The sequence below is a fragment of the Rhizobium sp. CNPSo 3670 genome (assembly GCF_057784555.1).
Genome location: NZ_JBXSOL010000038.1, coordinates 1 through 24,417 on the forward strand (window position 1 = coordinate 1; position 24,417 = coordinate 24,417).

The window sequence follows — 24,417 nt, forward strand, 5'->3', positions numbered from 1 at the left end:
TCCCGGCAGGCGGATGAGGGGGCCACACGGCACGCCCTCAAACAAATCCACTTACCCGGCCACTCCAACGGCAACCCCGCGTCCAAGCGCCCGGAACACCGTCGAAACAATCCCGGCGCGATCCAATCCCGCATGAGCGTTCATCGCTTCGGGCTTGGCCTGTTCCATCCAGATGTCGGGCATGACGAGCGAGCGGATCTTCAGGCCGTTGTCGAGCAGGCCTTCGCTCGAAAGGTACTGCATCACCTGGCTGCCGAAGCCCCCGACCGAGCCTTCCTCGACGGTGATCAGCATCTCGTGGTGGCGGGCGAGCTGGCGGATCAGGTCGTGGTCGAGCGGTTTGGCGAAACGCGCGTCGGCGACCGTTGTCGACAACCCGGCGGCGTCGAGATCCTCGCCGGCAAGCAGACAGTCGGCAAGCCGGGTGCCGAAGGAGAGCAGCGCCACCTTGGTGCCTTCCTTGACGATGCGGCCCTTGCCGATCTGCAGGATTTCGCCGCGCGCCGGCATGTCGACGCCCACACCTTCGCCGCGGGGATAGCGGAAGGAGATCGGGCCGGCGTCATAGGCGGCGGCCGTGCGCACCATATGTTTGAGTTCAGCCTCGTCGGCCGCCGCCATCACCACGAAGCCGGGCAGGGTGGCGAGGAAGGCTGTGTCGAAGGAGCCGGCATGGGTCGGCCCGTCGGCGCCGACGAAGCCGGCGCGGTCGATCGGGAAACGCACCGGCAGGCCTTGGATCGCCACGTCGTGCACGACCTGGTCGTAGGCGCGCTGAAGGAATGTGGAGTAAAGCGCGGCGAATGGCTTGTAGCCTTCCGCCGCGAGGCCGGCGGCGAAGGTCACGGCATGCTGTTCGGCAATGCCGACATCGAAACAGCGCGACGGAAAGGCTTCGGCCAGCTTGTCGAGGCCGGTGCCATTCGGCATGGCGGCGGTGATGCCGACGATCTTGTCGTCAAGGGCGGCTTCCTGCACCAGCGCTTCGGCAAAGACGCTGGTATAGCTCGGTGCATTCGGCTTGACCCGCGCCTGCGCGCCGGTGATGACGTCGAACTTGTTGACGCCGTGGTATTTGTCGGCCGCCGCTTCCGCCGGCGGATAACCCTTGCCCTTCTGGGTGACGACATGGATCAGCACCGGTCCGCGGGCGTTATCGCGCACATTGCGCAGCACCGGCAGCAGGTGGTCGAAGGAATGGCCGTCGATCGGGCCGATATGATAGAAGCCCATCTCCTCGAACATTGTGCCGCCGGTGACGTAGCCGCGCGCATGCTCGACGGCGCGGGTGATTGCCCGGTCGATGTTCTTGCCGAGATAGGCCGTCAGTTTCTTGCCGAAGTCGCGGAAGCCCATATAGGTGCGCCCCGAGGCGAGGCGGGCGAGATAGGCACTCATCGCCCCAGTCGGCGGCGCAATCGACATGTCGTTGTCGTTGAGAATGACGATGAGGCGGGCGTCGAGCGCGCCGGCATTGTTCAGCGCCTCATAGGCCATGCCGGCCGACATCGCCCCGTCGCCGATGACGGCGATGACGCGGCGGTCGGTCTTCTCCAGATCGGCGGCGATCGCCATGCCGAGGCCGGCCGAGATCGAGGTCGAGGAATGCGCCGCCCCGAACGGATCATATTCGCTTTCGGCCCGGCGGGTGAAACCGGAAAGGCCGTTTTCCTGGCGCAATGTGCGGATGCGGTCGCGCCGGCCGGTGAGGATCTTGTGCGGATAGCATTGGTGGCCGACATCGAAGATCAGCCGATCGTTGGGCGTATCGAAGACGCTGTGGATGGCGATCGTCAGCTCGACCACGCCGAGGCCGGCGCCGAGATGACCGCCGGTGCGCGACACCGCATCGATCATTTCGTCCCGGACTTCGCGGGCAAGCTGCGGCAGCTCGCGATCCTCGAGCTTGCGCAGGTCGGCTGGATAGATGACCTGGTCGAGCAGGGGAGTCTTCGGCAGTTGTGTCACGGGCGGGTGCTCTTTCTTGCTTTTCCTCGTTTCGCTTTATTCGATTAGATCGGGGCAAAACAAGTGCATTTCAGGAACCGAAGGTTTTCACCTTAGAGCATGGCGGAAAAAAGTGTGAGCGGTTTCGGAAGATATCACTTTCTATTTCTGTGAGTTGCATTTGCCTGATTTTGCCCGGGCGATCGAATGCGCGAAGCGCTGGCGAACAGCTTGAATATGACACGGAATGGTAGCAATGTTGCCGGACTGACTGGGGGACGGGTCATGGGAACGATTGTTGCAGCGCATGCCTATGTGAACAACGAGGTCGCCTATGTGGCGTGGGACATCGATGCCAAGATCGACGGGTGCCTCGGGTTCGAAGTCGTCCGCGTCTATCTCGACGAACAGGGTAACGTGTCGATAAGGTCCGACGGCAGCGAGGACCGGGTGACCTGCGCCGCTTGGGTCGCCTTCAAGGGGCAGCGTAATCCGCATTGGCTGCCGCAGACGACGTCGCTCTGGCCGGTGCAGAAGCTGTCCTGGCGCGACCTCACGCTGCGCAAGCGCCGCAACGAGATGAAGCGCCGACCGGACGAGGTCCGCGTGCGCTATGAAATCCGCCCGCTCGGCGACCTGAAGCCGGGCATGCAGGCCGCGCCCGATCCGACGCCTGAGATCGTCGAAATCAACAAGCGGGATGAAAATGGCCGGCCGATCAAAAAGCTCGACGGCACCTTCGAGAAGATCGCGGTCAAGGCCTATGAAGGGCCTCCGCGGCCGCTCGGTTATCTCGGGCCGGCCGTCGCCTCCAATCCGGTGCATGTGACGCGCAAGCGTGGCCAGTTCGAGTCCACCTTCACCAACGGCATCCTCGCCGCCCAGTGGCTGCGAAACGTGCTCTTGGAGGACGGCGTGAAACAGCCGAACGAACTGATCGACATGATCTCCAATCCGGAAAACGGCATCCGCAAATATCTTGCCGGCGATGTCATTCCCATGCTCAAGGACTTCATGAATGCGCCTGGCCGGTTCCTTGTCGCGCTCTACGAGCTCGAGGATGAGGAACTGCTCGACCTGCTGCTTGCCAACAGGGACAAGCTCAGCATCATCCTCGCCAATACCGGAAAGGTCGGTGACGACTGGGATGTGCGCAATGCCCATGCACGCAAGGCGTTGATCGAGGCCGGCGCCGAGATTCACCACCGCATGTTCAACAATTCGAGTCAGATCGGCCACAACAAGTTCGTCGTCCATATTCCGCCTGGCGGCGCGGATCGCAGCGTCTTCACCGGCAGCACCAACTGGACGGCGATGGGCCTTGCCGGCCAATCCAACAATGCGCTGATCGTCAGGAACGATGCCGTTGCCGCGGCCTATGTTTCCTATTGGGAGCGGATGCTGGAAGACAATGCAACGCTGGAAGAGCCGGTCCAATTCGACGACGGCATGCCCGACAACCAGCAGAGCAAGGCGTTCCGTCGCTCGAACGAGACGCCGTCCATTGTGCCCACCGGCAATGGCGCTTCGGTGGAAGCATGGTTCTCGCCGAACATGCAGAGCCGAAGGAAGGGCAAGGTTACACCGCCCGATCTTCGCGAGGTCTACCGGCTGATGCGCCGCGCCGAGCATGCGGTGCTGTTTCTGGCCTTCTATCCCGGACAGTCCGGCAAGGATTGCATCGTCGGCGAGGCGATCGACATCGGCCTCAAGGACCAGAAGCTGATCGTGACCGGCGCCGTTTCCAGCCCGCAGGCCATGCCTAACTATGTCCCCAGCAAAAAGAACGATCCCGACGACGAGGACGACGATGTCGACGCCATCTCGCCGCATACGTTCGACGAGGCCAATGTCTCGATCGTCCGGGCCTCGCGCATCGACGACCGGCAACTGCTGGCGGATTTCGGCGCGGAGGAACTGACGGCCAAGAAGGTCGGCGCCATCATTCACGACAAGGTGCTGGTGATCGATCCCTTATCGGACGACTGCGTCGTCGTCCTCGGCAGCCATAATCTCGGTTTCAAGGCCTCCTACGCCAATGATGAGAACATGCTGATCGTCAAAGGCGACCGCGCCCTTGCCGAGGCCTATGCGGTGCATATCCTCGATGTCTACGACCACTACCGGTTTCGTGCGGTCGAGGCGGAACTGAAGCGTCAAGGCAAGAAGGGCTGGTCGGGCTTCCTCAACGTCGACGACAGTTGGCTGGACGGCTACGTCAATCGCACGAAGGGGGCGCTGATGCGCTATTTCGCGGTGGGTTGATTTCCAGGCGGCCTATCCGCCGCCGTCACCCCTCCGGCAGAGGCACGAATTCTTCTTCGTCACCCGGCACGATATCGAAGCGGCCGGTGCGCCATTCCTCCTTGGCCTTTTCGATCCGCTCCTTCGAGGACGAGACGAAATTCCACCAGATATAGCGTTTCGAATTCAGCGCCGCGCCGCCGAAGAGCATTAGATGACAGCCGTCGCCGCCGGCTTCCAGCGTGATAGGATCGCCGGGCCGGAAGACCAGCAACTGATCGGCGGCGAAGCGATCGCCGGCGATGACGACCTCGCCCGACAGCACGTAGACGGCGCGCTCCTCATGGCCGGCGCCGAAGGGAAAGCGGACGCCCGGCTGCAGGTTGAGATCGACATAGAGCGTGTCGGAGAACGTGCCGACCGGCGATGTCATGCCTTCGAACGAACCGATGACGACCCGGCCGCGCACGCCTGATGTCTCGATCAGCGGCATGTCGGTCTTTTCCGTATGGGCGAAGGAAGGATCGATCTCTTCCTTGTCGTCGGGCAGCGCGAGCCACGTCTGCAGCCCGGACATCAGCAACGGGTGGCCGCGCAGATTGTCCGGCGTGCGCTCGGAATGGACGATGCCGCGGCCTGCCGTCATCAGGTTGATGTCGCCGGGACGGATGACCTTTTCGGTGCCGAGGCTGTCGCGATGGCGGATCTCGCCGTCGAACAGATAGGTGACGGTGGAAAGACCGATATGCGGATGCGGCTTGACGTCGAGCGCCTCATTGGGCTTCAGGATCGCCGGTCCCATGCGGTCGAAGAAGATGAACGGCCCGACCAGCCGCCGCTGCCGCGTCGGCAGCGCGCGCCGCACCTGGAAGCCGCCGATATCGCTGCTGCGCGGAATGATCAGGTTCTCGATCGCATCGCAGGCGAAGGCATCGCCGGGCAGGGGATCTTTACCGGGAAAGAAGGACATGAGGGATCTCCGCTTGCAGGGACGTCGACCACAGATAGTCCCTGCAGCGCCGCGCGTCCAACAGGATGTGCCGAAGAGGCTCCATGATGTCAGATTGCGGTGAAGCCGTTATCGACGAAGAGATGAGCGCCATTGACGAAGCTCGATTCATCGCTGGCGAGATAAAGGGCGGCGCGCGCCACGTCTTCCGGTTCGCCGATCCGTCCCTGCTGCGCGGCGATGGCGGCATCCGAAACATCGACGCCGAGCGCCTGCAGGTCGGCGACCTCGCGCAGCCCGTGCGGCGTGCGGATGAAACCGGGGCAGACGGCGTTGCAGCGGATGTTTCGGTCGCGGAACTCGACGGCGATGGCGCGGGCAAACATGTGCACCGCGCCCTTGGTGGTGTCGTAGAGCACTTCCATCGGGGTGGCGGCGACCGCCGAGATCGACGAGGTGCAGACGATCGATCCGCCGCCGGCGGCGATCATCTTCGGCAGCACCGCCTTGGTCATCAGGAACATCGAGCGCACATTGACGGCGTGCAGCCAGTCCCATTCCTGAAGCGTCGTCTCCAGGAAAGGCTTGATGACGATGGTGCCGGCATGGTTGAAGAGCACGGTCACCGCGCCATAGCGTTCCTCGACGCCGGCCACGGCGGCATTGACGGCTGTTTCGTCCGAGACATCGGCCGTCCAGCAGTCGGCCTCGCCGCCGGCATCACGGATCTGTTTCACCGTCTCGGCGGCCGCCTGGCCATTGCGGTCGATGATCGCAACGGGCGCGCCTTCGGCAGCAAACAGCTTCGAGGCAGCACCCCCCATGCCGGTCGCGCCGCCCGAGATGATGGCGACCTTGCCCTTCAATCTGTCCGTCATTGTCTGTCCCCTGATGGTTCCGGAAGGGGATCATAGATCGACCGAAAGCCGATCGCCAAGCGTCTTCAAATGCCGCGTTCGGTAGGCTCAGGCGCCGTCCAGCGGCTCGACGCCCTGCGGCCTGCCGGCGCGGTCGAGCCTGATCTTCTCGATGCGGTTCTCGGCCGTCGAAAGCAGCGTCTCGCAATGTTTCTTCAGCGCTTCGCCGCGCTCATAGATCTCGATGGATTCATCAAGCGCCACGTCGCCGCGTTCCAGCCGGGCAACGATGCTTTCGAGTTCGGCGACCGCCTTTTCGAAGGAAAGGCCCGATACTTCAGGCTTGGCGCTGTCAGTCATTCTCAACCCTTCATCATTCTCAGAATATGCATGCCCGCCGATTCGGCCAGCCCCTCGAGATCATAACCGCCTTCGAGCAGGCTGACGACCCGGTTCTTCGCGTGCCGGTCGGCCAGTTCCAGGACTCTGCCCGTCGCCCAGTCGAAATCCTCACCCGTCAGATTGATCTGCGCCAGCGGATCACGGTGATGCGCGTCGAAGCCGGCGGAGATGATGATCAGATCCGGCCGGAAATCGTCGAGCGCCGGCAGCACGCGCGATTTGAACGCCTCGCGGAAATGGTCGCTGCCCACATTCGGCGAAAGCGGCGCATTGACGATGGTATTGTGCTTGCCCTTCTCCTCCTTGGCGCCGGTGCCGGGATAGAGCGGCATCTGATGCGTCGAACAGAACAGCACCGAGGCATCGTCCCAGAAGATATCCTGGGTGCCGTTGCCATGGTGCACGTCCCAATCGACGATGGCGACGCGCTCGGCGCCGTGCCTCTTCTGCGCATGGCGGGCGGCGATCGCCGCATTGTTGAAGAAGCAGAAGCCCATCGCCGTCATCTTCTCGGCATGGTGCCCGGGCGGACGCGCGGCGACGAAGACATTGTCGGCCTGGCCGGAAAAGACGTCGTCGACCGCCGCCATCGCCCCGCCGATGCCGGTCAGCGCCGCCTGCAGGCTCTTGACGCTAGCATAGGTATCGGCTTCGAGTTGATTGATCCGATCTTCCTCCTCGGGGATCTCCCGCATGACGGCGGCAAGATGCTCCTCCGGATGGGCAAGCAGCACCGCATCCTCGCTCGCCTGCGGCGCCTGCCGGCGCTCCAGCCGTTCGAAATTCGGATGTTCCAGCGCGACGTTGATGGCGCGGATCCGGTCCGACCGCTCGGGGTGTCCGGCGGGCGTCACATGTTCCAGGAAGATCGGGTGTTCGTAAAGACGGGTGCTCATGGAGACACTCTATCGGCCGCTTCTGTCATGTTCCACAGCAGATGGGGCATCGCCCGCCGATTTCAACAAGTGCTCCCGCGGCGCTTGCGCACGCTCCGGGACGCGAACCGTTGCTCGCAATATTTGCTCCGATCGCATCGTCATACCCGCGGGGCGCCTTCGAGAACCTGCAAGCTAGGCTCTAACGCTTTGAATCAAATCTGTTTCGATCCAATGAATTATGCAGTAATGTCGGTTTGGGGGAATGTTGTAAGGCAGTATTGTTGATGAGTGAGTCAAAGCGTCCTGGGGTGACGGAAATACGCGTGCCGTTTCGCGATGTCGATATGAACGGCAAGATGTTCCTGGCCTCCTATATTTCTTACGCTGAATCCGTCATTGCGAGCTTCTGGTCGGCACGGCCCGATGTAGACGACGAACCGCTCTATAGCGCCAGCAAGATCTCCTGCATGCTTCACCGCCCGCTGCACCATGACGAGCCGGCAATCTTCACCGCCGCCATCGACAAGATCGGCGTGCGCTCCATCGGCTTTTTGGTTTCGATCGACACGGGGGAGGAGCGCGCCGCCGAGGTCGAGATCATATGGCAGGCCCGCAACAGAGAGGACGAGCAGCCGGCCTCCCTGCCGGAGGAAACGCGCGACTGGCTCTATGGATTTTTGGATTAGGGGCGTTGCGGCAGGTAGCGATGAAGGACGAGCGAGAGACCGGTCGGTGGGACGCCGACGACGTCGTGACGTTCATGTACGGAACACAAAGAGCCGCGCTGCTTCTGGCGCTGCGGGATTTCTGGAAAGCACTTCGCTCGGCCTGGCCGAATAAGAAAAACACTTTCGTTTCCCCGCACCGTGGAGATGAACCTCAAGAGTAAGAGCCCGGTGCTTCGGTTTTTACGCAGATGGTTTCCTTGATCTCCGCGATGCGGCTCGGCTTTCCGCCGGCTGAAATTTGGGGCTCTCGTCACCTCAACGCCATGCTGGCCACCAGATCGCTGAACCTCTCGCCCTGAATGCCGACATGCGTTCGCAGCAGGCGGCGGGCGGCATCTCCATCTCCGGCAAAGATCGCGTCGACGATGGCGCAATGTTCCGAGAAGGAGGTCGACAGGCGATTGCGCACGCGCAGCTGGAGGCGGCGGTACGGCCGCAGGCGTCGATGCAATTGCTGGCATTGCTCCTCAAGGAAATCGCTGCGGCTTGCCGCGTAGATCGCCTTATGGAATTCCTCATTGTCATAATAGTAGGCATCGCTGTCGCCGGCGCCGGCCGATTGTTCGCAGCGGCTGTGGGTGGCGGTGATCGCTTCCCGGGAGGCCTTGTCCAGCCGGCGTGCGGCGAGCGATCCCGCCAGGCCTTCGAGTTCCGCCATCACCTCGAACATCTCATAGATCCGGTGCGGCCCGGGATCTATCACGATCGCACCGCGGCGCGGGCGGATTTCGATCAGCCCGATGGCGTCAAGCTGCATCAACGCCTCGCGCACCGGCGTTCGCGAAACGCCGAACCGATTGGCAAGCACCGTTTCATCAAGCCGTTCACCGGGGGCGAACTCGTAGGAAAGTATCGCGTTTTCAATCTCATCCCGAAGCCACCGGCCAGCATTCTCTGACATTTGTCTCGCATCCTTCATACACAAGCGCCATTCTTGTATACACCAATGTTGACGCCGTGTACGAAAGATGACACTCTACATACTACCGATGAAGCCCGGCGATGGGAAGCAGATGGTCTGAATGGCCGCACAATACGGCTGGTCTTCGGAAGAGAGGAGAATGGCATGCCCGAGGCGTCTTTCTTCACCGACATGCTGCAAAGCATCACGGATCACGGTCGCCAGCTTTTGTTTTCCGGCTCGCGCAACACACAGGCCGCCGCCAAAGCCGATCTTCAGACCCTCTGTGAAATGCTGCTGTCGAGCCGGGGCGAAGCATCCGGCATGGCTCTTGCGGCCGAGATACTCGATCGCTGGGAGGCCCTCGACAGCGAGGGCGCGCAGACATTCCTCCAGATGCTTCACGAAAGATTCGGGCCTGATGCGAGCAAGCTCGACCAGGCGATTGAACGCTACCGCACCGACAAGAGTTCGGCCGCCGTTATTGCGCTCCACCATGCAGCCGAGCCGCGGCGGCAGGAGCTTCTGCGCCGGTTGAATCACGCGCCGAACGGCACCGCCACGCTCGTTCGCATGCGTCAGCACCTGCTTGCTTCCAAAGACCGATCAGAAGCCTATGACGCGCTTGATGCCGACTTCACGCATCTGTTCGGCTCCTGGTTCAATCGCGGCTTCCTGACGCTGCGACCCATCGACTGGTCGACGCCGGCAAACATCCTGGAGAAGATCATCAAATACGAGGCCGTGCATGAGATCGCCAGCTGGGAGGAGTTGCGCCGTCGCTTGGCGCCGGCCGACCGTCGATGCTTTGCCTTTTTCCATCCGCGACTGGCCGACGAGCCGCTCGTCTTCGTTGAGGTGGCGCTTACCCGATCCGTGCCGAAGGCGATCGCCGATGTGCTCGATGAGGGCAGGGAGCAGATCAATGCCGACGAGGCGACGACGGCCGTCTTCTATTCGATCTCCAATTGCCAGGATGGCTTGCGCGGCATCTCCTTCGGCAATTTCCTGATCAAGCAGGTCGTGGAAGACCTGCGCCGCGACCTGCCCGGCCTGAAGAATTTCGTCACACTGTCGCCGGTCCCCGGCTTTGCCCGTTGGCTTGCCAAGGTGCGCGCCTCGGCAGACGGCCTGGTTCTATCCGAAGCGGCCCTGAAAACGCTGGCCTTGCTCGACGATCCGAACTGGCCCGGCAAGGAGAATGGCGCGGCCGAAGTGGAGCGCTTATTGCTGCCGCTTGCGGCCCGCTACTTCCTGACCGAGCGGACGCCGGAGGGCCGTCCCGTCGATCCCGTTGCCCGCTTCCATCTCGGCAATGGCGCGCGGCTTGAACGATTGAATTTCCTCGGCGACCGCTCGCCCAAGGCTATCCAGCAGGCGCACGGTCTGATGGTCAATTACCTCTACAAGCTCGACGACATCGTCGCCAACCACGAGGCGCTGGCGCAGCGCGGCGAAGTGATCGCCTCGCCCGCCGTCAAGAACCTGCTCAGCCAGAGCGATAACGGCCGCCGCGGCGGCCATGGCCAGCAGGGCTCTCGAGCATTCGTACAACTGATGAATTCCACGCTTGGAGGAGGGCGAAAGTGAGCAACCATCTTTTCGACGCCATGCGGGCCGCCGCGCCCGGCGACGCAGCGTTCATCCGGATCGATAGCACCCGCGTATGGACCTATGACGACGCTTTCGCTCTTTCCGGCCGCATCGCCGGCGCGATGGACACGCTCGGCATCCGCCCCGGCGACCGGGTTGCGGTGCAGGTCGAAAAAAGCGTCGAGGCGCTCATCCTCTATCTCGCCTGTCTTCGCAGCGGTGCCGTCTACCTGCCGCTCAACACCGCCTATACGCTGGCCGAGCTCGACTATTTCATCGGTGATGCGGAGCCGCGTCTGGTGGTCGTCGCCCCGGCCGCAAGGCAAGGCGTGGAGACCATCGCCAAACGCCACGGCGCGATCGTCGAAACCCTCGACTCCGACGGTAGCGGCTCTTTGCTCGATCTTGCGCGCGACGAGCCGGCCGACTTTGTCGATGCCTCGCGCGCCGCCGATGATCTGGCCGCGATCCTCTACACCTCGGGAACAACGGGCCGTTCGAAGGGAGCGATGCTCACCCATGGAAATCTGCTCTCCAACGCCCTGACCCTGCGGGACTACTGGCGCGTCACATCAGATGACCGGCTGATTCATGCCCTGCCGATCTTCCACACGCACGGGCTCTTCGTCGCCACCAACGTCACGCTGCTCGCCGGCGCCTCGATGTTCCTGCTGCCGAGGTTCGACGCCGATGAGGTCGTTTCGCTGATGCCGCAGGCAACGATGCTGATGGGCGTGCCGACCTTCTACGTGCGTCTCCTGCAAAGCCCGCGCTTCGACAAACAGGCGGCGGCCAACATTCGCCTGTTCATCTCAGGCTCGGCGCCGCTGCTGGCAGAGACGCATACCGCGTTCCAGGCGCGGACAGGCCACGCGATTCTCGAGCGCTACGGCATGACCGAAACCAATATGAACACGTCGAACCCCTATGACGGAAAGAGGATTGCCGGGACGGTGGGCTTGCCGCTGCCTGACGTGACGGTGCGGGTGACCGATCCCGCCACCGGACAGGTGCTGCCGCCTGAAGAAACCGGCATGATCGAAATCAAGGGGCCGAACGTCTTCAAGGGCTATTGGCGCATGCCGGAGAAAACCGCGGCCGAATTCACCGCCGACGGTTTCTTCATCAGCGGCGATCTCGGCAAGATTGATCGGGACGGCTATGTCCACATCGTCGGCCGCGGCAAGGATCTGGTGATTTCGGGCGGCTACAACATCTATCCGAAAGAGGTCGAGAGCGAGATCGACCAGATCGACGGTGTCGTCGAAAGCGCTGTGATCGGCGTGCCGCACCCCGATTTCGGCGAAGGCGTCACCGCCGTCGTCGTGCGCAAGCCTGGCGCCGTCCTGGATGAAAAGAGCATCGTCAGCGCTCTTCAGAACCGCCTCGCGCGCTACAAGCAACCAAAACGCATCATCTTCGCCGACGACCTCCCGCGCAACACGATGGGCAAGGTTCAGAAGAACATCCTGCGGCAGCAATACGCCGATCTTTACACCAGGACGTAAGGCGACCGCCCTCTGGGAGGAGGGCGCGCCGGCATCCGCATCAAACTTGAACGCAACAGCTACGGCGCTGGAGGCGCCGGAGGGAGGGGAATCATGGGTATTGAAATACTGGCCATAGGCCTGCTGGTCGCGATGTTCATCATTGCGACGATCCAGCCGATCAACATGGGCGCGCTCGCTTTTGCCGGCGCCTTCCTTCTCGGCTCCATGACCATCGGCATGAAGACCGGCGATATTTTTGCCGGCTTCCCGAGCGATCTGTTCCTGACGCTGGTCGCCGTCACCTACCTCTTCGCCATCGCGCAGATCAACGGCACCATCGACTGGCTGGTCGAATGCGCCGTGCGCCTGGTGCGTGGACGCATCGGCCTGATCCCATGGGTGATGTTCCTCGTCGCCGCCGTCATCACCGGTTTCGGCGCGCTTGGGCCGGCCGCAGTGGCCATTCTCGCCCCTGTGGCCTTGAGCTTTGCCATTCAGTACCGCATTCACCCGGTGATGATGGGTCTCATGGTGATCCACGGCGCCCAGGCAGGCGGCTTTTCACCGATCAGCATCTATGGCGGCATCACCAACCAGATCGTCGCGAAGGCCGGCCTGCCTTTCGCTCCGACGTCGTTGTTTCTCTCGAGCTTTTTCTTCAACCTGGCGATATCAGTGCTGGTGTTCTTCGCCTTCGGCGGCGCAAAGGTCATGAAGCACGCGCCGGCAACATCACCTGGCCCCTTGCCCGAACTGCATCCCGAGGGCGTGTCGGCCTCGATCAGGGGCCACGGCGGCACGCCGGCCAAGCCGATCCGGGAGCATGCCTACGGCACGGCGGCCGATACGGCGGCGACGCTGCGTCTGAACAATGAAAGAATCACCACCCTGATCGGCCTGACGGCGCTCGGCATCGGCGCCCTGGTTTTCAAGTTCAACGTCGGTCTGGTCGCCATGACCGTCGCCGTTGCGCTGGCGCTGCTGTCCCCGAAGACCCAGAAGGCGGCAATCGACAAGGTCAGCTGGTCGACCGTGCTTTTGATTGCCGGCATCATCACCTATGTCGGCGTCATGGAGAAGGCCGGTACGGTCGACTATGTCGCCAACGGCATATCCAGTCTCGGCATGCCGCTGCTGGTGCGCTCCTGCTTTGCTTTACCGGCGCCATCGTCTCGGCCTTCGCATCCTCGACCGCGCTGCTCGGCGCCATCATCCCGCTTGCGGTTCCGTTCCTCATGCAGGGACATGTCAGCGCCATAGGCGTGGTCGCGGCCATCGCCATCTCGACGACGATCGTCGACACCAGCCCCTTCTCCACCAATGGCGCCCTCGTGGTTGCCAATGCGCCGGATGACAGGCGAGAGCAGGTCCTCAAGCAGCTGCTGATCTATAGCGCGCTGATTGCCATTATCGGCCCGATCGTCGCATGGTTGGTGTTCGTCGTGCCGGGGCTGGTTTGACGGCCACGGCCGAACCAATCGCTTTCCGCCTCGGACCATCGCCCGCGGCGGCGAAAAAACCTGAACGGCGTGGTGTGCGGTATTGGTCGCGGGGCGGGGCGGCCGGCTCAGTATTCCGAACCGCTTCTATTGCTTAGATCGTGACGTTCCGTGCCATTCAATGGTGGATTGAAGACGCTGACGAGGATGAGATCCTCATCCTTGCCACCCCGCAAATAGTGCCGATCGTGTTTGTCGAGAACGTAGATATCGCCGGCGCGGATGGGGAAGACATTGCCATCCATATCCTCGACCTCGCCTGCTCCCTGGATGCAGTAGCAGGCCTCCAGATGGTTGCGGTACTGCAGCAGGGCTTCGGTGTTGGCGCGAACAACGGTGTGGCAGACCGTAAACCCCATCCCGTCATCCCTGGTCAGCAGACGATGGCTTGTGCCATTGCCCCAATCGACGAAACGCTCGGTCTGCTCGACTTCTCTCAGGCTTCTCACAAACATGTTCGTCTCCTCGCGAATGGCTGAGATGTGTTGATCTCCGTGATCCATTAGGCACTGCAGCCGCGACTCTTTCAAATGATCTAATTTGAGAGACTTGTTAGAATATTCTACACATAATCTGGCGCGGGCCGAGGGCGATCGGATATTCTCCGGCACGTTCGGAGTGATACTAAAAGATTTGACATATCGGGCGGCCAATGGATCCTGCTGCTTATGTGAGGAATTCGAACATATGCAACTGCCGCCGCTGAACGCATTGAGAGCCTTCGAAGCAACCGCCCGGCTCATGAGTCTTTCAAAGGCCGGAGACGAACTGCACGTGACCCATGCCGCGATCAGTCACCAGATCAAACATCTGGAGACATGGATGGGACGCAAGCTGCTGCAAAAATCCGGACGCGGCGTTGCACTGACGCCGGCGGGCGCCGAATATTACCTGGCCGTTTCGGGCTCGCTCGCTGCCATCGCCCACGCCACTGGCAACATGCGCAGAGACCACAATATGCGTTCGATTACTGTGGGATGCATTCCTTCGATCGCGTCGCGCTGGCTGGTTCCGGCACTTCCATCTTTCCGGGAGAGCGATCCTGATCTTGATGTCAGGATCGTCTATGCAAAGGCGGAAGAGCGCTTCGATGACGAAAGCCTGGATGTTCTCATTACCATGGGAGAAGACGTGTCAGGGGGACGGGAGAGCCGCCTGCTTTTCTCCAGGCGCAACCGGCCGGTGGCCAGCATTCATTATCTGGCAAAGCGAAACTGGATGGCCGACGGCGTTCCCTTTGCGGCAGCCGAGCTGCTGCACGATGAATCCATGGACGGCTGGAAAGAATGGTTCCGAAAGGCTGAGATAACGGCGCCCGACCCGCTTCGCGGGCCGATATTCCAGGACTTCAACATTCTTGCCACGGCGGTAATCGCTGGGCATGGCGTCGCACTATGCCCTGTCGAAGTGTTCCGGCGAGAGATCGATCGCGGCGACCTCGTTGTGCTCTCGGACATTTCGACGGCAGAGACTCAAGGCTATTACCTGATCACCAGCTCCTGGGCGAAGAAGCCGGTTCGCCGCTTTGCGGAATGGTTCACGGCGGAGTGTCAATCCGGCGGCCCGCCGACAATGGAATAAGCGGGTGACCCCGGCGTACCGCTCGCTTTGACCCGAGCTGGAATGTCATGAAAGTTTCATATTGGCGCTATTGCGGCGCTCGAAAAATAATCTACACTTTCGATCAGGAAACAAGATTTCCTGAAGCAAACGAAAGGAAACTGATTGGATTCATATCTTCTGACGACCATGCTCGTCGCAGGTCTTTTGGCCTTTGCCCTGACCGCGGTAAGAGCAGGAGCAACCGCCCAGACCAGCGCAAACACCAGGCGAAGTCCGGGTTCAGGTAGCGACGGCGGAATTGGGTTCGAGGTCTCTGATGACGGTGGCTGCCATGATGGGGGCTGCGATGGCGGCGACGGAGGTGGCGGAGACTAGATCAAACGGAAATCGATAGCATGCCCGACCGCCTCAAGGCGGTTTTTTTGTTGCCCGAACTCCACTCCGTACCAGGCCTCCAAATAGGCCGGAATGTCAGGCCCGCTCGAGGATTGCGGAACTGATCTGACGGGCGAATAGACGAACGGATCCGACACGCAATCCAATTTATGGGTCGTCACAGGAAACTTGAGCCCTATGTCTGTCGAGGCGGGCTGGGCGAAGGTGTTGGAGACAATCAATATGGCTAAATCTGCGGCGGGAAACCCGTATATTTATGGGATCGACGCACTGCGCTTTGCATGTGCCCTGATGGTGACAGTGTTCCATCTCGGATTTACCTCCTGGGCCTCGCCTTTATATCTCAGACCGTACAAAATGCCGGCGATCGAGAATGTCGCCCAGGCCGGATGGGTCGGCGTCGAATTGTTCTTCGTCATATCGGGCTTCGTCATCGTCAATTCCGCCGCTTCCGCCAGCGCCCTGTCATTTCTCAAGGGGCGTATTCTGCGGCTCTATCCGGCGGTATGGATCTGCGCATCGCTGACGCTGATCGTCATTGCCACACAGGACGTCAACTGGCGCATCCTCATGAACTATCTGCGCTCGATCACGCTCTATCCCGGCGGGCCCTGGATCGATGGCCAGTATTGGACCCTGGCATGCGAGATTTGCTTCTACGCCATCGTCTTCATCATGTGCGCGACCGGGCAGAAGACGAGGATGTCCGCCCTGGCGCTCGGCCTGTCGCTGGCCAGCGCGGCTTTCATCGCGCTGTCTTACGCCGTTCCCGATGCAGCCATACAGGACATGTTCACCGAGACCGCCTGGCGGGCCATCCCCTTTTACTACGGCTGCCAATTTGCCGTCGGCATCTATATCTGGCTGCTGTCCCAAGGCCGGATGAGTGGGATATCCTGGCTGGGCTTCTTCTGCGCCTTGGCGGCGGGGGGCGCCCAGATCTACATGGCCGGAGAGAACAGCAGCGACCGCACGCTCACCGCAGCGGGTCATTCTTTCTCCTCCTTTCCCGCAATCGCAATCTGGCTGGCTGGATTGATATCGATCATCGCAAGCGTCGGCTATGCCAAGCGGATCAGCCGTCTGCCAACCCTGTTGCTTCGATCGGTGAAAACCTTCGGCGCCATGACTTATCCGCTCTATCTCCTGCATCTCGCCATCGGCGTCCAGCTTCTCGACTGGCTGACCGCCCGCGGAATGGCGCCGCTGCTGGCACTGGCTTTGGCCGTCGCGATCATCTGCGCCATGTCGCTTGCGGTGTGCAAATGGGGGGAGCCGCCAGTCCGCAGGGTCCTGCGGGCGTTCCTCGACCGGCTTGGGCAGCACGCTGTCGAATTTCAGGCGAAGGAGTCTCGGGTTTAGGCGTAAATATCGGGGAAAGGGAGTAGGCCCGAGGCGCAATGATGTCCGAATTCCTCCTTCTGGGCTCTTGCCTCGACCTTGACCCCACTCTCCGTCCTGCTCGGGCTTGCCCCGAGCATCCATGCGACATCCTCTAATACGCAGTGGCCACCTTCGGTGGAAGGCGGCCACTAATGGCATGCTGGGTAGATCCTAAGCGCTTAAGCGCGCGCCGGCAGCAGGGGGTAGCCGACCATGACGGCGCGGCCGAGCAGGGCGGCCACGACGGCCTTGATCACATCGCCCGGAATGAACGCCATGGAGCCGACGAAGGCTTTCGTGAAGCCGAGGCCTGCGACGGTCGCGAGATAGGTGATGCCGAAGGCGTAGAGCACGACGATGCCGCCGATCATGGCGGCGAGGAAGAAGCTCACCGTCTGCACCAGGCCGGATTGCCCGTGGTTGACCAGGCGCTCGCTGAGATAGCCGGTGACGAAGGCGGCAAAGATCCAGCCGACGAGGAAGCCCGCCGTCGGCGAGGCGAAGATTGCAAGGCCGCCGCGGCCGCCGGAAAGCACCGGCAGGCCGATCGCGACCAGGAGCAGCACGATCAGCACGGCGATCGCGCCGCGCCGGGCGCCGAGCACGACGCCGGCCATCATGACGCCGAGCGATTGAGCGGTGATCGGCACCGGAATGAAGCCGAGCGAGATCGGCGGCAGCAGGCCGAGCGCCACGATGATCGCGGCAAAGAGGGCGGTAAGGACGAGGTCGCGGGTGCTCATCATGAACTCCGTATTAAAAAATCGTTAACTTCCATGCCGCCGAATGCAGCGCGCGTCAATCGCCGCGGCGACATTATCCGCGTCCTTCAGCGTTAGAATGATCAGCGGTGCAAGCAGGCTCGTCGGCCGGACCTTCAGCCCGCGCGCCCTATGCGCCTCGCGGATCGCCTGGTAACGGTTGACGATCTCAGGCACGAAGCGCAGCACCAGTCCGAGAGCAAGCCCGATATCGTCGGCCTGAACCCGGCCGGTGCGTTCGAGCGGGCGGGCAAGCGCCGTCACCTCGTCGATGAACTCGGTAATTGAAGTCGTCGCCGTCACGCTGGCGGCGAGAAGCGTCAGCGCCGTCAGCCGCAGCACCGGCACGAGCACCGCCTGCCAGGGATTGAAGATGAAGTTTAAGAGGGCGACGACCGCAATCGTCAGGAAGATCGGCCGCAGCCGTCGCAACGCCTCGCCGAGCGGCAGGCCGACCGTGCCGTAGAGCACCGCCGTCACCAGCACGGCGCCGGAGAGCAGAAGGAGATTGTGGCCGATGAACAGCAGGATGGCGAAGGCCGTCAGCGACAGGAGCTTTACCCGCGGCGAGAGCCGGTGCATCGGGCTGTTGCCTTCGACGTAGAGCGATCGCATCAGGCGGCGATCTCCCGGTAGCGGGCGACCGCTTCGGCCGCCGGCGCATCGGCTGCAAGCCGCCCTTCGTGAAACACGAGCACCCGTCCGAAACCGGCGATCAGCTCAAGGTCGTGGGTGATGACGATGGCGCTTTCCGGCAGTCCGGCGATGATCCTCTCGACCAGCGCCCGGTTTTTGAGATCGAGCTGGTTGGTCGGCTCGTCGAGGATGAGAATGCCCGGGCCGGTCGCCAGCACCGAGCAGAGCGCCGCCAGCTGAAGCTCGCCGCCGGAAAGCTCGTGCGCCCGGCGATCGGCCAGCGCCTCGGCGCCGAAGCGGGCCAGCACGCCTTGGACCCTTGCCTCGATCTCAGCCTTGCTGAAGCCGCGCCGCTTCAGCCCGAAGGCGATGTCGTCCTTGACGATCGGCAGGATGATCTGGTTCTGCGGCGACTGGAAGATGAAGCCGACATCGGCGCCAACAGTCTTCTCGTCGGCCGTGTCGCGGCCGTTGACCATGACGCGGCCAGTAGTCGGCTTGGTCAGCCCATTGATCAATCGCGCAAAGGTGGTCTTTCCCGAGCCATTCAGTCCGATGATGCCAATCCGTTTGCCGGTGATGCCGAGCGTCAGCGGCTCGAGCGCCACCCGCGCCCCGAAACTGACACCGGCGCCTTCGAAGCGAATATCCAAACTAATTCCCTCGCATTTTCTACTGGAGGGGTTGCCGATGCCGGCCCCTCATCCGCCTGCCGGCACCTTCTCCCCGTAAACGGGGCGAAGGGACCATGCCGCGCCCTCTCGGTTCCCCGCGGGCCCCTCGCAGGGCACATCCCCTCGCCCCGTTTACGGGGAGAGGGTTAGGGTGAGGGGCAGCCATTGGCGCCAACCCGACAGCAGTGCTTCTATACGGGGAAGCTAGGATGATGAAAGCGCAAATCGCGATGGCGGATAATCGAGTGGCTAGGAAGATTTTCCGCGTTATGATGGATGCATGACGAATCTGCTGTCCAATTCCGATGCCCGCCGTGTCTTTCTTGCCAAGCAGGGCCTCAGCGCCCCGCCGAACCGCGCCTTGACCAAGGCCGGCCTGCTGCAGTTGATCCACGATCTCGGCTTCGTCCAGGTGGACAGCATCCAGACGGTGGAGCGGGCGCATCATCAGATCCTGTTTTCCCGCAACCAGACCTATCGGCGCGAGCATCTCAAGGCGCTGCTCGAAAAGGAGCGCGCGCTGTTCGAGCACTGGACGCACGACGCCTCCATCCTGCCCAGCGCCTTCTTCGTCTATTGGAAGCACAAGTTCCGCCACCAGGAGAAAGTCCTCGTCGAGCGTTGGCGCAAGTGGCGCGGCGAGGGTTTCGAGTCGGCTTTCGAGGAGACCTATGAACGTGTGCGGCGCGACGGCGCGATGCTGGCGCGCGACGTCAAGGCCGATGGCCACGTCTCCGGCGGCTGGTGGAACTGGCATCCGAACAAGACGGCGCTCGAATATTTCTGGCACACCGGCAAGTTCGCCATCGCCGGCCGCTCGAATTTCCAGAAGATCTATGATCTGACCGAGCGCGTTATCCCCGCTGAATTCCGCGAGCCGGAGGTGAGCCGCGAAGACTTCGTCGATTGGGCCTGCCGCAGCGCGCTTGCCCGCCTCGGTTTCGCCACCCACGGCGAGATCGCAGCCTTTTGGAACCTGGTCTCGCCCGACGAGGCCAAGGCTTGGGTATCAGCCCATCGTGACGAGCTGACCGAAGTGCTGATCGAACCGGCGCCCGGCGGCAAGCCTCGCCCGTCCTGGGCCTTTGCCGACTTTCTCTCGACGCTCGACACCTATCCGGACGCTCCGCCGCGCATCCGCGTGCTCAGCCCCTTCGACCCGATGATCCGCGACCGCAACCGCACCGAACGCCTGTTCGGCTTCTTCTATCGCATCGAGGTCTTCGTGCCCGAAGCCAAGCGCGAATATGGCTATTACGTCTTCCCGCTGCTCGAAGGCGACCGGCTGATCGGCCGCATCGACATGAAGGCGGACCGCAAGAAATCGACCCTCGACGTCAGGCGGCTCTGGCTGGAACGGGGTGTCAAGGCTTCAGCCGGGCGGCTGGAGAGGCTGGAGGCCGAGCTGGATCGGGTGGCGCGGTTTGCTGGCGTGGAGAAGGTCGTGTTGCTCGAGGGGTGGAGAGGCTAGTCGAATTACTCTCTGCCCGTCTCTCGCCTTTACAAGGAAGGCCGTCACAAGAGCCGGCCGAATGAAGGCGTTTTTGGACGCCGATGGCGATTTTGGGCAACAACGCCAACCACACCCTCCGTCATCCCAGGCCTTGAGCCTGGGATCCATGCGGTTGCTGCTGATGGATGCGGCGTGGATGCTCGGCTCAAGGCCGAGCATGACGGAGAGTGGGGTGCACACGAGAAAACCATTCACCGCGCAGAGGCCTGTTGCCGATGCCATCCGCTAGCGAAATCAGATAGCCAGTCATGCCTTGATGAGGAAGGGGAGGGCCTCCCCTCAGCAGATCTCCGTCTTGCTGATCTTGATGCCGAAACCTTCCAGGCCGACATAGTGGCGCTCGCGGCTGGTGAGCAGCTTGATCGAGCTGACGCCGAGATCCTTGAGGATCTGGGCGCCGAGGCCGATTTCCAGCCATTCGCTCTCGCGCGTCTGCGCCTCGGCATGGGCTTCGCGGCCCTGGTTGCGGGCCTTGCGGCCATTGTCGTAATGGCCGACGCCGACGGAGCCCTCGCGCAGATAGACGATGATGCCGCGGCCTTCGGCGGCGATCTTCTCCATGTAGAAGTCGACCGGGCTGTTCTTGCCGAAGAGATCCTCGGCGACATTTTCCGGATGCAGGCGCACCGGAATGTCGACGCCGTCGCGGATGTCGCCGAAGACGACGGCGAGATGCTGCATCGGGTCCCAGGGCAGGGCATAGGTGTGGGCCTTGGCCTTGCCGAAAGGCGTGTCGATGTCAAAGCTCGCGCCGTGCTCGACCAGCGTTTCCTTGCGCTGGCGATAAGCGATGAGGTCGGCGACGGAGACGAGCTTCAGCCCGTGCATCTCGGCGAAATCGACAACCTGCGGCCCGCGGGTGACGGTGCCGTCGTCATTGACCAGTTCGGAGATGACGCCGATCGGCGGCAGGCCGGCGAGCCGGCAGAGATCGACGGCCGCTTCCGTATGGCCCGAGCGCATCAGCACGCCGCCTTCGCGCGATACCAGCGGGAAGATATGGCCGGGACGGACGAAATCGGCGGCCCCGACATTCGGATTGGCGAGGTTGCGCACCGTCAACGTCCGGTCGTCGGCCGAGATGCCGGTCGTCGTACCGTGCTTGAAATCCACCGAGACGGTGAAGGCGGTCGTGTGGGCCGAATCGTTTTCCGCCACCATCGCGTTGAGGTTGAGGCGCTTGGCCTCTTCCTTCGGCATGGGTGCGCAGACGATGCCTGAGGTGTGGCGCACGATGAAGGCCATCTTCTCCGGCGTGGTGTGGACGGCGGCGACGATCAAATCGCCCTCGTTCTCGCGGTCATTGTCGTCCATGACGACGACGATTTCGCCGGCCTCGAAGGCCCTGATGGCGTCGACGACGCGCTTCTGATCGTAAGACATGGACGCTCCTATTTCAGACGGCCTGTCTGGCCGCGGTCGCGAAGATAATGATCGGCAATGGCGCAGGCGACCATCGCCTCGCCAATCGGCACGGCGCGAATGCCGACGCAGGGGTCGTGCCGGCCCTTGGTGCGCACGTCGACATTCTTGCCATCGGCGTCGATCGACTGGCGTTCGGTCAGGATCGACGAGGTCGGCTTAACGGCGAAACGCGCCACGATCGGCTGTCCGGTCGAGATCCCGCCGAGAATACCGCCGGCATTGTTGGAAAGGAAGATCGGCGTTCCGTCATTGCCCATGCGCATCTCGTCGGCATTGTCTTCGCCTGAGGTTTCGGCGGCGGCAAAACCATTGCCGATCTCCACACCCTTGACGGCATTGATCGACATCAGCAGCGAGGCTATGTCCTGGTCGAGCTTGGAATAGATCGGCGCGCCGAGACCTGCGGGCACGCCTTCGGCGATCACTTCGATAACAGCGCCGATGGACGAGCCGGCCTTGCGGATGCCGTCGAGATATTCCTCCCAGACCGGCACGATTGCCGCATCCGGCGAGAAGAACGGGTTTTGTCCGACCTGGTCCCAGTCCCAGTTGCTGCGGTCGACCTTGTGTTTGCCGATCTGCACCAGGGCGCCGCGCACGGTGACACCTGGCACGACGAGGCGGGCGATGCCGCCGGCCGCAACCCGGGCGGCGGTCTCGCGCGCCGAGGAGCGGCCGCCGCCGCGATAGTCGCGAATCCCGTATTTGAGGTCATAGGTATAGTCGGCATGGCCGGGCCGGTATTGCCGGGCGATCTCGCCATAATCCTTGGAGCGCTGGTCGGTGTTCTCGATCAGCATGGAGATCGGCGTGCCTGTGGTCGTCATCGTCTCGCCGTCGGCATCGAGCATGACGCCGGACAGCACCTTCACCAGATCGTCCTCGCGCCGCTGCGTCACGAAGCGGGATTGGCCGGGCTTGCGCTTGTCGAGCCAGACCTGGAGGTCTTCGAGCTTGAAGCGCAGACCTGGAGGGCAGCCGTCGACGACGCAGCCGAGCGCCGGACCATGACTTTCGCCCCAGGTGGTTACGCGGAAGAGGTGACCGAATGTATTGTGTGACATGTGTTCCCACGGCGGCGCCTGAACGCCGGTCGCCGCCGGCCGCGCCATTGCTTGAAAAGGCGCGACACTCATAGGCCAAAAAACCGCCGAGGCAAAAGCCTTTATTTGCGTCAAACCGGCAGCGGCGGAAATGCTGTTTCGCTCCTTTGCGACATGGCCGTCACGAAGCCAGCCGCCATCCAGTTCCGGCCGCAGCAGCGGCGAGATCAGCGAGGCAAGGGGCGTGGTTAACGCAGCGCCTTGATTATGTTTAAAATGCCATTCATCAATTGGGCGGGAAAAGCCATTCTTACGGGCAATTTTCGCCATATTCAGGAGATTATCTGTGGCCAGTGTTCTCGTGCAGCGTTTCAAGAGGATTGTTGCCATGCGTTTCGTCGTCGCCACGCTTTTGGCCACAGCAAGTTTCCTGTCGCCGATGAGCGGTTTTGCCGAGAGCGCCGATGTCGAGGCGACGATCAAGAAGGTCGACACGGCCAATCTCGTGCTGACGCTCGACGATGGCAAGACCTATCAGGCGCCGGAGGAATTCAATTTCGACGGCCTCGAAGCCGGCGTGAAGGTCATCGTCTTCTATACCGAGGTCGACGGCAAGCGCGTCATCAACGATCTCGATATCGTCAAGTAGGCAGTTTCCGGAGAATGGTCGTGTGAGGTTGGCGCCAATGGCTGCCCCTCACGCTAACCCTCTCCCCGCTCGCGGGGCGAGGGACTTGCCCCACGAAAGCGAGTGGACCGGAGAGGGCGCGGCATGTCCCTTCGTCCCGCGAGCGTGGGTCCGGAGGACGGGTCGAGACACGTGGCTCGACCCCGGTTCGGTGGCGGCAGCTGGATGAGGGGCTCATATCGGCGATCTCCCCCGGGCCGAACAACTCGCTCCCATCCCATTCCGACCAACACTGAGCGCGGCGCCCTGCGATGCCTACAGCCAAACGATCGTCCGCTCGCTCGTATCGATCCTGACGATCCGGTCCTGTGGTATGCCGCCTTCGGCGGCGGTGCTCTTAGGCAGGTCGGCAATCGCCTGGAACAGCGTGCGGATGACGCCGCCATGGGTGACGCAGACAGTCGGGCGATCGACGGAGCGCAGCCATGCGCTTGTGCGCCAGGAGAGGATCTCGTAGCTCTCCGCATCGTCACCAGGTGGAATGAAATCCCATTTCGAGGCATTGCGTTCGGCCACCCGCTCGGCCTGCGTCGCCCTCAGTTCCTTGAGCGTCGAGCCCTCCCAGTCTCCGAAGGAAATCTCCACCAGCCTCGGATCGGTGCGATAGGCAAGCGGCGGCAGTCCCATGGCGGCGCGCATGATTTCCATCGTTGCGCGCGTGCGTCCGAGCGGGCTTGCGACAAAATCGAATTCGCCAACCGTATCGCCGAGGATCTTGGCCAGCTCAATGCCGTTCTGCCGGGCCTGTTCCAGGCCGATGGCGTTCATCGGCACATCCTTCTGGCCCTGCAGGCGACGCTCGGCATTCCAGTCGGTCTGACCGTGTCTGATCACGTAGATGAGCACG

At 62.3% G+C, this 24,417-nt stretch carries 21 protein-coding genes and 1 pseudogene; 9 read left to right on the forward strand and 13 right to left on the reverse strand.

The annotated features are described in order from the left end of the window. Positions 1 to 51: 51 nt before the first annotated feature. Complete coding sequence (gene dxs, locus AC13QO_RS26205; RefSeq protein ID WP_085777180.1) at positions 52 to 1,968, reverse strand: 1-deoxy-D-xylulose-5-phosphate synthase; 1,917 nt, start codon at positions 1,966 to 1,968, stop codon at positions 52 to 54. A gap of 264 nt (positions 1,969 to 2,232) precedes the next feature. Between dxs and AC13QO_RS26210 the strand changes: the two genes are divergently transcribed. Further along, on the forward strand, positions 2,233 to 4,212 hold the full coding sequence (locus AC13QO_RS26210; RefSeq protein WP_488542316.1) for a phospholipase D-like domain-containing protein: 1,980 nt from the start codon (positions 2,233 to 2,235) through the stop codon (positions 4,210 to 4,212). 25 nt (positions 4,213 to 4,237) lie between these two features. On the opposite strand, the gene AC13QO_RS26215 is transcribed toward AC13QO_RS26210, so the two are convergent. From AC13QO_RS26215 to AC13QO_RS26230, 4 genes are all read right to left on the reverse strand, one after another. Further along, positions 4,238 to 5,161 (reverse strand): pirin family protein, encoded by a 924-nt coding sequence (locus AC13QO_RS26215; protein WP_097597734.1) that lies wholly within the window; start codon positions 5,159 to 5,161, stop codon positions 4,238 to 4,240. An 89-nt stretch (positions 5,162 to 5,250) separates the two neighbouring features. Next, a complete protein-coding gene (locus tag AC13QO_RS26220) occupies positions 5,251 to 6,018 on the reverse strand; it encodes an SDR family NAD(P)-dependent oxidoreductase (RefSeq protein WP_488542317.1) in 768 nt (255 codons plus the stop codon). Between the two features lie 87 nt (positions 6,019 to 6,105). Then, positions 6,106 to 6,357 carry an exodeoxyribonuclease VII small subunit gene (locus AC13QO_RS26225; RefSeq protein ID WP_488542318.1) on the reverse strand — a complete coding sequence of 84 codons (252 nt, stop codon included), beginning with the start codon at positions 6,355 to 6,357 and terminating at the stop codon, positions 6,106 to 6,108. Between the two features lie 2 nt (positions 6,358 to 6,359). Beyond that, positions 6,360 to 7,295, reverse strand: coding sequence for a histone deacetylase family protein (locus tag AC13QO_RS26230; protein ID WP_221154279.1), 936 nt, complete (start codon positions 7,293 to 7,295; stop codon positions 6,360 to 6,362). Between the two features lie 266 nt (positions 7,296 to 7,561). On the opposite strand from AC13QO_RS26230, the gene AC13QO_RS26235 reads away from it, so the two are divergent. Beyond that, positions 7,562 to 7,963, forward strand: coding sequence for an acyl-CoA thioesterase (locus AC13QO_RS26235; RefSeq protein WP_085777184.1), 402 nt, complete (start codon positions 7,562 to 7,564; stop codon positions 7,961 to 7,963). Positions 7,964 to 8,255: 292 nt separating this feature from the next. Here the strand turns inward: AC13QO_RS26235 and AC13QO_RS26240 are convergent, their stop codons facing one another. Beyond that, complete coding sequence (locus AC13QO_RS26240) at positions 8,256 to 8,906, reverse strand: GntR family transcriptional regulator (RefSeq protein WP_488542319.1); 651 nt, start codon at positions 8,904 to 8,906, stop codon at positions 8,256 to 8,258. Between the two features lie 165 nt (positions 8,907 to 9,071). Between AC13QO_RS26240 and AC13QO_RS26245 the strand changes: the two genes are divergently transcribed. From AC13QO_RS26245 to AC13QO_RS26255, 3 genes and pseudogenes are all read left to right on the forward strand, one after another. Further along, a complete protein-coding gene (locus AC13QO_RS26245; protein ID WP_488542320.1) occupies positions 9,072 to 10,496 on the forward strand; it encodes a malonyl-CoA decarboxylase in 1,425 nt (474 codons plus the stop codon). Next, on the forward strand, positions 10,493 to 12,007 hold the full coding sequence (locus AC13QO_RS26250) for a malonate--CoA ligase (RefSeq protein ID WP_488542321.1): 1,515 nt from the start codon (positions 10,493 to 10,495) through the stop codon (positions 12,005 to 12,007). The genes AC13QO_RS26245 and AC13QO_RS26250 overlap by 4 nt, the downstream gene beginning before the upstream one ends. Before the next feature lie 93 nt (positions 12,008 to 12,100). Continuing rightward, positions 12,101 to 13,449 (forward strand): annotated as a pseudogene (locus AC13QO_RS26255) (SLC13 family permease). 107 nt (positions 13,450 to 13,556) lie between these two features. On the opposite strand, the gene AC13QO_RS26260 reads toward AC13QO_RS26255, so the two are convergent. Next, positions 13,557 to 13,943, reverse strand: a complete 387-nt coding sequence (locus AC13QO_RS26260; RefSeq protein ID WP_085779980.1) for an ectoine synthase — start codon at positions 13,941 to 13,943, stop codon at positions 13,557 to 13,559. A gap of 232 nt (positions 13,944 to 14,175) precedes the next feature. On the opposite strand from AC13QO_RS26260, the gene AC13QO_RS26265 reads away from it, so the two are divergent. Continuing rightward, on the forward strand, positions 14,176 to 15,069 hold the full coding sequence (locus AC13QO_RS26265) for a LysR substrate-binding domain-containing protein (RefSeq protein ID WP_488542322.1): 894 nt from the start codon (positions 14,176 to 14,178) through the stop codon (positions 15,067 to 15,069). A 600-nt stretch (positions 15,070 to 15,669) separates the two neighbouring features. After that, the gene (locus tag AC13QO_RS26270) at positions 15,670 to 16,809 is read left to right on the forward strand and encodes an acyltransferase family protein (protein WP_488542323.1); all 1,140 of its coding nucleotides are present in this window, start codon (positions 15,670 to 15,672) and stop codon (positions 16,807 to 16,809) included. Positions 16,810 to 17,009: 200 nt separating this feature from the next. Here AC13QO_RS26270 and AC13QO_RS26275 read toward each other — a convergent pair whose 3' ends face one another. The 3 genes from AC13QO_RS26275 to AC13QO_RS26285 are packed head-to-tail and all read right to left on the reverse strand — an operon-like array spanning position 17,010 to position 18,880. After that, on the reverse strand, positions 17,010 to 17,573 hold the full coding sequence (locus AC13QO_RS26275) for a biotin transporter BioY (RefSeq protein ID WP_285194679.1): 564 nt from the start codon (positions 17,571 to 17,573) through the stop codon (positions 17,010 to 17,012). Positions 17,574 to 17,597: 24 nt separating this feature from the next. Then, the gene (locus AC13QO_RS26280; protein WP_488542324.1) at positions 17,598 to 18,206 is read right to left on the reverse strand and encodes an energy-coupling factor transporter transmembrane component T family protein; all 609 of its coding nucleotides are present in this window, start codon (positions 18,204 to 18,206) and stop codon (positions 17,598 to 17,600) included. Beyond that, positions 18,206 to 18,880, reverse strand: a complete 675-nt coding sequence (locus AC13QO_RS26285) for an energy-coupling factor ABC transporter ATP-binding protein (protein WP_488542325.1) — start codon at positions 18,878 to 18,880, stop codon at positions 18,206 to 18,208. The genes AC13QO_RS26280 and AC13QO_RS26285 overlap by 1 nt, the downstream gene beginning before the upstream one ends. A 301-nt stretch (positions 18,881 to 19,181) precedes the next feature. Here AC13QO_RS26285 and AC13QO_RS26290 point away from each other — a divergent pair, with 301 nt between their 5' ends. Beyond that, positions 19,182 to 20,372, forward strand: coding sequence for a winged helix-turn-helix domain-containing protein (locus tag AC13QO_RS26290; RefSeq protein WP_488542326.1), 1,191 nt, complete (start codon positions 19,182 to 19,184; stop codon positions 20,370 to 20,372). 321 nt (positions 20,373 to 20,693) lie between these two features. Here the strand turns inward: AC13QO_RS26290 and ribB are convergent, their stop codons facing one another. Both ribB and aroC read right to left on the reverse strand, forming a co-directional pair. Beyond that, positions 20,694 to 21,797: a 3,4-dihydroxy-2-butanone-4-phosphate synthase gene (ribB, locus tag AC13QO_RS26295; RefSeq protein WP_488542327.1), complete on the reverse strand. Its 1,104-nt coding sequence runs from the start codon at positions 21,795 to 21,797 to the stop codon at positions 20,694 to 20,696. A gap of 8 nt (positions 21,798 to 21,805) precedes the next feature. After that, a complete protein-coding gene (gene aroC, locus AC13QO_RS26300; RefSeq protein WP_183705230.1) occupies positions 21,806 to 22,903 on the reverse strand; it encodes a chorismate synthase in 1,098 nt (365 codons plus the stop codon). Positions 22,904 to 23,270: 367 nt separating this feature from the next. Here aroC and AC13QO_RS26305 point away from each other — a divergent pair, with 367 nt between their 5' ends. Next, the gene (locus AC13QO_RS26305; RefSeq protein WP_003569889.1) at positions 23,271 to 23,531 is read left to right on the forward strand and encodes a DUF1344 domain-containing protein; all 261 of its coding nucleotides are present in this window, start codon (positions 23,271 to 23,273) and stop codon (positions 23,529 to 23,531) included. 294 nt (positions 23,532 to 23,825) lie between these two features. On the opposite strand, the gene AC13QO_RS26310 is transcribed toward AC13QO_RS26305, so the two are convergent. Next, complete coding sequence (locus AC13QO_RS26310) at positions 23,826 to 24,416, reverse strand: histidine phosphatase family protein (RefSeq protein ID WP_488542328.1); 591 nt, start codon at positions 24,414 to 24,416, stop codon at positions 23,826 to 23,828. Position 24,417 lies beyond the last annotated feature (1 nt).

Excerpts from the sequence above, each read along its gene's own strand:
- AC13QO_RS26210 (WP_488542316.1), top strand. The coding sequence starts at position 2,233 with ATGGGAACGATTGTTGCAGCGCATGCCTATGTGAACAACGAGGTCGCC.
- AC13QO_RS26215 (WP_097597734.1), bottom strand. The coding sequence starts at position 5,161 with ATGTCCTTCTTTCCCGGTAAAGATCCCCTGCCCGGCGATGCCTTCGCC.
- AC13QO_RS26220 (WP_488542317.1), bottom strand. The coding sequence starts at position 6,018 with ATGACGGACAGATTGAAGGGCAAGGTCGCCATCATCTCGGGCGGCGCG.
- AC13QO_RS26225 (WP_488542318.1), bottom strand. The coding sequence starts at position 6,357 with ATGACTGACAGCGCCAAGCCTGAAGTATCGGGCCTTTCCTTCGAAAAG.
- AC13QO_RS26230 (WP_221154279.1), bottom strand. The coding sequence starts at position 7,295 with ATGAGCACCCGTCTTTACGAACACCCGATCTTCCTGGAACATGTGACG.
- AC13QO_RS26235 (WP_085777184.1), top strand. The coding sequence starts at position 7,562 with ATGAGTGAGTCAAAGCGTCCTGGGGTGACGGAAATACGCGTGCCGTTT.
- AC13QO_RS26240 (WP_488542319.1), bottom strand. The coding sequence starts at position 8,906 with ATGTCAGAGAATGCTGGCCGGTGGCTTCGGGATGAGATTGAAAACGCG.
- AC13QO_RS26245 (WP_488542320.1), top strand. The coding sequence starts at position 9,072 with ATGCCCGAGGCGTCTTTCTTCACCGACATGCTGCAAAGCATCACGGAT.
- AC13QO_RS26260 (WP_085779980.1), bottom strand. The coding sequence starts at position 13,943 with ATGTTTGTGAGAAGCCTGAGAGAAGTCGAGCAGACCGAGCGTTTCGTC.
- AC13QO_RS26265 (WP_488542322.1), top strand. The coding sequence starts at position 14,176 with ATGCAACTGCCGCCGCTGAACGCATTGAGAGCCTTCGAAGCAACCGCC.
- AC13QO_RS26270 (WP_488542323.1), top strand. The coding sequence starts at position 15,670 with ATGGCTAAATCTGCGGCGGGAAACCCGTATATTTATGGGATCGACGCA.
- AC13QO_RS26275 (WP_285194679.1), bottom strand. The coding sequence starts at position 17,573 with ATGAGCACCCGCGACCTCGTCCTTACCGCCCTCTTTGCCGCGATCATC.
- AC13QO_RS26280 (WP_488542324.1), bottom strand. The coding sequence starts at position 18,206 with ATGCGATCGCTCTACGTCGAAGGCAACAGCCCGATGCACCGGCTCTCG.
- AC13QO_RS26290 (WP_488542326.1), top strand. The coding sequence starts at position 19,182 with ATGACGAATCTGCTGTCCAATTCCGATGCCCGCCGTGTCTTTCTTGCC.
- ribB (WP_488542327.1), bottom strand. The coding sequence starts at position 21,797 with ATGTCTTACGATCAGAAGCGCGTCGTCGACGCCATCAGGGCCTTCGAG.
- aroC (WP_183705230.1), bottom strand. The coding sequence starts at position 22,903 with ATGTCACACAATACATTCGGTCACCTCTTCCGCGTAACCACCTGGGGC.
- AC13QO_RS26305 (WP_003569889.1), top strand. The coding sequence starts at position 23,271 with ATGCGTTTCGTCGTCGCCACGCTTTTGGCCACAGCAAGTTTCCTGTCG.